This window comes from Nostoc sp. 'Peltigera membranacea cyanobiont' 213, from assembly GCF_002245975.1.
Taxonomy (GTDB): Bacteria; Cyanobacteriota; Cyanobacteriia; order Cyanobacteriales; family Nostocaceae; genus Nostoc.
This window is the reverse complement of sequence record NZ_NOLI01000281.1, coordinates 1-3,766: the sequence shown is the minus strand read 5'-3', so window position 1 is coordinate 3,766 and position 3,766 is coordinate 1. Positions and strand designations below refer to the sequence as shown.

Below are 3,766 nucleotides of genomic sequence, written 5' to 3'. Positions count from 1 at the left end.
GTGACAGTAATCTGCTGTCGGGCTGGGTTAGTTATTTACGGGATGATTACCGTGATTCACTAACCAACGAATCGCACACCTCTTTTTTCTCCAGCCTCAAGAGCTTATCATACCCCCTTGGGGGCTAAGTGGGGTATAAAGTGTCCAACAGTCAAGTATACCCCAGAAAACACCCATACATACCCTACATAGGGGTCAAATACTCATCGAAGCCCTAAATCATTTTTGGGGTGCATATAGCCCCTATATAGCCCCCGTCAGCATTTTTGAAGTTTTATTTTATTCAAAAAACAAAACTGGTTTACTAGATTACATTATTATACAATTTAGTTATTTATGAATGACTAAATTCAGTCTTGACTAAAATCAGTAACAACTAAACGGGACAAAAATCTATTTTTACAACTATCTTATCGAAGAGTAGGACTTTTTGAGAGCTAAAGTAATGACTAAATAGCGTTAATTACAATTTAGTCATTTGTAAATGACTAAATTACATAATGACTAAATAACTTAAAAACAACATTATGCATTATGATATTGACTAATTTACACAATGCTGCTGGTAGTCAGTAAAATGTTAATTCTTACTTGTGCATCCTTGTCCGGTGGCCAGGGAAAAACAACTGTTGCAATCTTGTTGGGTAGAATGCTTGCTCAAACAGGACAGCGTGTACTAATGATTGATGCCGATCCCCAAGCGAACCTAACTTTTTACCTGGGGCACGAAGTTCAGCAGAATCAACCCACGCTTCTAGAAGTTCTCAAAAAACAGATAAATACTGAAGACGGTATTTACGAAATCGGAGAAAACCTATGGTTAATTCCTGCTGATGATGGATTAGATAATGCTCAAGAATTTTTGTCTGGGAGCGGTATGGGAGCTATTGTTCTGAGCAAACGCTTAAAAGAGATATCAGATTTATTCCAATACTGCATTGTCGATGCGCCACCTCAGCGATCGCAAATCTGCCTTACATCGTTGGGGGCAGCTGACCATATCATCATTTCTGTAGAAGCATCATCCAAAGGTGTAAATTCTCTCATCCGAACTCTGAGTTTAGTTGAGGAGCTTCAAGAAATTGATGCTTTTTCAGGGATAGTACTTGGCATCTTGCCATTCAGAGATAAATGGGTAGGTAATAACCAAGTCGCACAAAGTAAGGCGAGTATCAGTGCAATGCGAACAATTGCCGAAGAAATAGTCGTTTTACCTTCAATTTTAGAATCTGAACAATTTAAAAAGGCCATAGATAAAGGTGTAAGTTTGTCCTCTCTAGGCTTTGAACAACTCGAAACTCCCTTCCAACAAATTATCGAGAGGTTACAAAAGAATGTCTGATGTTTTTGAGCGCCTTAAGAAAAAGACACGTCCAAGTGTTCCAGCACGGGATACAACACTTGTAAAAGTACAATATGATAACTTACTAAATGACAAAATTACTGAATTTAGTCATTTACCTGAAAAACCAAAACCAGATTTAGATAGTGAGGAAGTAATAAACGATAAGGTAAGCACTTCTAATCAAGAACAGCAGTTAGAGTTAACCCAGATCATCAGGCGAACAATCAGGTTAGAACAGGATATTGATACCAAGCTAGATACGTTTTGCAATGTAAATAAAATTACTAGAGATACTTTCCTAGAAGCTGCATTTATCGTCTGCTCAGAAAATGAGGAATTATTGCAAGAGGTACTAAACCAAGCTAGAAAACGTTATCAACAGCGTAAACAAGCTGGTGAACAACGCAAATTTCAGACATTGGCTAAGAAAATTAACGTTAACGATTAAGTTAACCCTAATCCATCTGTGAGAGGTTAAGGTAATTGCACTAATATGGGGTAAATATAGCGTAGCTGACAATAGGGGCAAGATAGGCTAAAAGTATTACTGTATAAGCTTTTGAATATTGCTTTTAGATAAATCAACCAAGCCTTATTTGCTTCTTGTTAGACAAGACTATAACGAAAGAATAAGAGTTTTAGTCCTGTCATTAGCATACTACAAACCTTTGTTTTAGGTAAAATTGTACTATCTTGCCCCTGGTGTCAGTTACGCTATATCTGCCCCAATATCTGGGATATTTGCAACTTGGTGGATAATTTCTCTTAGTTAAATCCTATAATCCTATTGCGAACGGTGAGCTATAAAGCTTTAAGTAAGGAACTGCACTGGATCTGTAGCCTCACGGCTGTTATTCACAAAAATATCAGCAATTAGTCGTAAAACTTCAGCTTGTTCTTCTGGAGGTGCTTCAGCAATCAGCGATCGCAGGCTAATTCCTGGCCTCTGACCAAATAACTCAGATAAATACCACACCCTAGCTTCTACCGGAATAGCCAAAAGTAGCGCTATTAGTTTTGATGCTCCTAGATCCGCCTTACCACGACGAAAGCGGGATAACATTACTTCTGACACTTTAGCCTGTTCAGCAGTCTTTTTCGCTTCCAAATTGAAGCGATTCATCATCTCATCGAATAACTGCTGATAACTTTGTGTTTTTTCTGATACAAAACTTTGCATTGCTTTGCTAATTATACTTAAGTTTAACGGTTATACTATTTGATGTTTGATGAAACAACAACGATGATGTATACCCTAATCTTACCAAACTCTTGCTAGGAGTGCTTTTTTCCAGACATATCTTTAATCTTCAGATTACTAGCATAGCCATCAAATAAATGCCTTGTCACGATTGAATATAAAAGTTCGTTGACTAAGTGTTAATGATGGACACCTAAAAAATTAGTCTCTATCCCAACGGATCGAGGTGAAATTTTGTCTTTTCATTTGTATTAGCAAAATTGTGACACAACCAAATTCAAAAATTCAGGGACGTTTCTATCCACTTCAGCATGAAGAATGGCTGAAAGCCTGCCGTGAACTCACACCAGCACAGAGGGATATCCTCTACTACATCCGAACCATTGATCCTTATAACCAAGGGATTGACATCAATGCCGCCGAGGTAGCTCGTAAGCTGTCAGCACCAGAGCGGATAGTCCACAGGCAAACGGTAAGCCGCGCTCTCAAGGAATTGGACGCAAAGGGATTCATTGATCTAGAGCTATTGCAAGTCAGAACCAAGGTGAAGCCAAAGGGATTATGGTGCAATGACACACCCGAATTTCTTGAAGACACCGATGGTGCAATGACGCACCCAAGGTGTGATGACGCACCCAAGGTGTGTGAAGACACCGATGGTGTGATGACGCACCCAAGGTGTGATGACGCACCGAGCGCGATCGCCACGCACCACAGTGGATCACCACACACCACGATGGATCATGACGCACCATGCGCGATCGCCACGCACCATGCGGAGGCTGAAAGCCTTGTGGAGAGGGGATTACAAAACCCTAAGATCAATAAGAATTATTTAGACCTTATAAAGACTCTCTCAGAAGACGAGCGAGCGAATTTTCTAGAATTTTGTGAGGAAAAAACCAAAAATCTTAGTCAGCCAGTGAATGACATTGAGGCTTGGTTAGCTCACAAGAACAAAGCCGGAAGAAATCGCTGGGAGGTTTATTACGAAAAATATCTGGCATCAATTCAGGTACAAGCCAAAAAAACTGAAACAAAAAATGCTCGAGACGAATTCCGCCGAGAACTTGAAGAACGGCAGCGACAGGCTCAAAGAGCTTGGGAAGAGTCGCAAAGCCAAAATCTCGCTGAAAATACTGGCGGTGAGACATGATTGATAAATTGCCACCCCAAAACATCGAAGCGGAAGAGGCGATTTTAGGCGGTATCATGCTTGA

4 protein-coding genes are annotated in these 3,766 nt (G+C 40.0%); 3 read left to right on the top strand and 1 reads right to left on the bottom strand.

The features are described 5' to 3' along the window. The first annotated feature begins 556 nt into the window (after window positions 1-556). A complete protein-coding gene (locus tag CDG77_RS33915; RefSeq protein ID WP_223270134.1) occupies window positions 557-1,342 on the top strand; it encodes a ParA family protein in 786 nt (261 codons plus the stop codon). Next, window positions 1,335-1,793 (top strand): hypothetical protein, encoded by a 459-nt coding sequence (locus tag CDG77_RS33910; RefSeq protein WP_094333533.1) that lies wholly within the window; start codon window positions 1,335-1,337, stop codon window positions 1,791-1,793. The genes CDG77_RS33915 and CDG77_RS33910 overlap by 8 nt, the downstream gene beginning before the upstream one ends. A gap of 363 nt (window positions 1,794-2,156) precedes the next feature. Here CDG77_RS33910 and CDG77_RS33905 read toward each other — a convergent pair whose 3' ends face one another. Further along, a complete protein-coding gene (locus CDG77_RS33905; RefSeq protein ID WP_094333532.1) occupies window positions 2,157-2,525 on the bottom strand; it encodes a transcriptional regulator in 369 nt (122 codons plus the stop codon). Window positions 2,526-2,808: 283 nt separating this feature from the next. Here CDG77_RS33905 and CDG77_RS33900 point away from each other — a divergent pair, with 283 nt between their 5' ends. Further along, window positions 2,809-3,702, top strand: coding sequence for a MarR family transcriptional regulator (locus CDG77_RS33900; protein WP_094333531.1), 894 nt, complete (start codon window positions 2,809-2,811; stop codon window positions 3,700-3,702). Window positions 3,703-3,766 lie beyond the last annotated feature (64 nt).

What these genes read in the sequence shown, in the direction of transcription:
- CDG77_RS33915 (WP_223270134.1), top strand. Translation starts at nt 557, where the DNA reads ATGCTGCTGGTAGTCAGTAAAATGTTAATTCTTACTTGTGCATCCTTG.
- CDG77_RS33910 (WP_094333533.1), top strand. Translation starts at nt 1,335, where the DNA reads ATGTCTGATGTTTTTGAGCGCCTTAAGAAAAAGACACGTCCAAGTGTT.
- CDG77_RS33905 (WP_094333532.1), bottom strand. Translation starts at nt 2,525, where the DNA reads ATGCAAAGTTTTGTATCAGAAAAAACACAAAGTTATCAGCAGTTATTC.